The following is a 1,437-nucleotide window of genomic DNA, read 5'->3' as shown; positions in this document are numbered from 1 at the left end:
CCGCAGAACTTTCCATCGAGCAAATACAGCTCGAATTCGCCGTATGCGATCAGCAGGCAGGTGATGAGCCCGTTGACCAGCGTGGTCTTGCCCATCTGTGTCAATCCGGCGACGAGCATCGACGCTTTGTCGAACGTGGGCACTCCGGCGAGCTGACCGGTCACGTCATGACCGAGCGGAACGCCGGCGAACGTCTCGATCTCCTGCCGGGTCGGGGCCGGGAACGGGCGGGTGAACGGAGGCTCGTGCAGCTTGAGGAGCTTCACGCGGCGTTCGTTGTCGCGACTGCGCTCCATGGTCAGGTGCAGGCGGGTGACGCCGAACATGCCGGCGATGTTGCCCAGGCGCTTCTCTACGTCCTCGTATGTACGGCCCTTGGGGACCAGGAAGTCGTAGACGTCGCCGGTCTGCACCGGGGTGATCGTGACCTGGTCGGCCCGGATGACCTGCTCGCTGCCGATGACGGCGGCCGTGCGCAGTGCCGCGGTGAGCTCCGGGTGCGCAGGAACCGCCTGAGCGTCCGTCTGATCGCCGTCCAGAGCAGCCGCGGGAGCCTCCTGATTCCCCTCCAGGGCGGCCGCGGGGGCCTTCTGTTTCAGGGTTGCGGAAGGCTCTGCGGCGCCTGCCAGCAGCCGTTTGATGCTGCTGCGGAGCCGCCAGGCGCCGTAGCCGAGGGCGACCAGCGCCCCTGCGGTGAGCGCTACGGTGGCCGGCCAGGACAGGCCCAGCTTGTCCTTGATCGCGGCGAGGGTGCCGAAGGCGATGGCCAGGCCGCCGATGGCGCCTGCTGCCTGGCCTGCCATGTCGTCGCTGGCCTGCTGTTTCTTTCGTCCCACTCCTTCTCCTCACGGTGATCATGAATGGGCGGGCGAGCATAGTCCGCACATGTATTCGATTCCTGGGGGTTTTCATCAGTGCTCGCCGGGTCTGCTTCCTGGGTCTGCGGACGCGGTGGTCCGCTCGCCGGGTCACTCACCGGGTCTGCGCTGGTCAACTGCTCTTTTCGCTTCCGGCAGTTGCAGCAAGGGCCAGCCCGCACAGGCGGGCTGGCCCTCACTGGTGGTGCCGGACAAACGGGGCGGCCGCCCCTTCTTTGCTCAGGCGTCCGCGTCCTCGGGCTCTTCCTCCCGGTCGGCCTCGTCGGCCTTTTCGGCCGTACCGGTCTCGCCGTTCTCCTCGTTCGACAGCAGCGCGCCCCAGGCGTGGCGCACCCGCTTCTCGCTGCCGACGAAGCCCCGGTCACGGAACCCGCCGACGGCCTGGCGGTAGGACAGCGGCGGGTCGTCGGAGTAGCGCAGGTGGCGCAGCACGACGTCCAACTGGCCGTCGGTCAGCGGCTCGCCGGGCTGAGGCGTGGGCACGCCCGTGACGACCGCGAGGTCCGTAAGCGTGACGGCGTCACGGTCTCCGTCACTCCCCGCGTGACGCTCGCCGGGA

Annotated in this window: 1 protein-coding gene and 1 pseudogene; both read right to left on the bottom strand. The window is 68.4% G+C overall.

The features are described 5' to 3' along the window. Positions 1–836, bottom strand: an 836-nt coding sequence (locus ACZ7NC_RS45625; RefSeq protein ID WP_471498383.1) for a hypothetical protein, incomplete at its 3' end; no start/stop codon positions are given. A gap of 261 nt (positions 837–1,097) precedes the next feature. Further along, positions 1,098–1,437: pseudogene (locus ACZ7NC_RS45620) on the bottom strand (hypothetical protein); the annotation flags it as partial.

This window comes from Streptomyces sp. NPDC111802, from assembly GCF_055634335.1.
The sequence above is the reverse complement of the archived record's forward strand: the minus strand, read 5'-3'. Positions and strand labels throughout refer to the sequence as shown.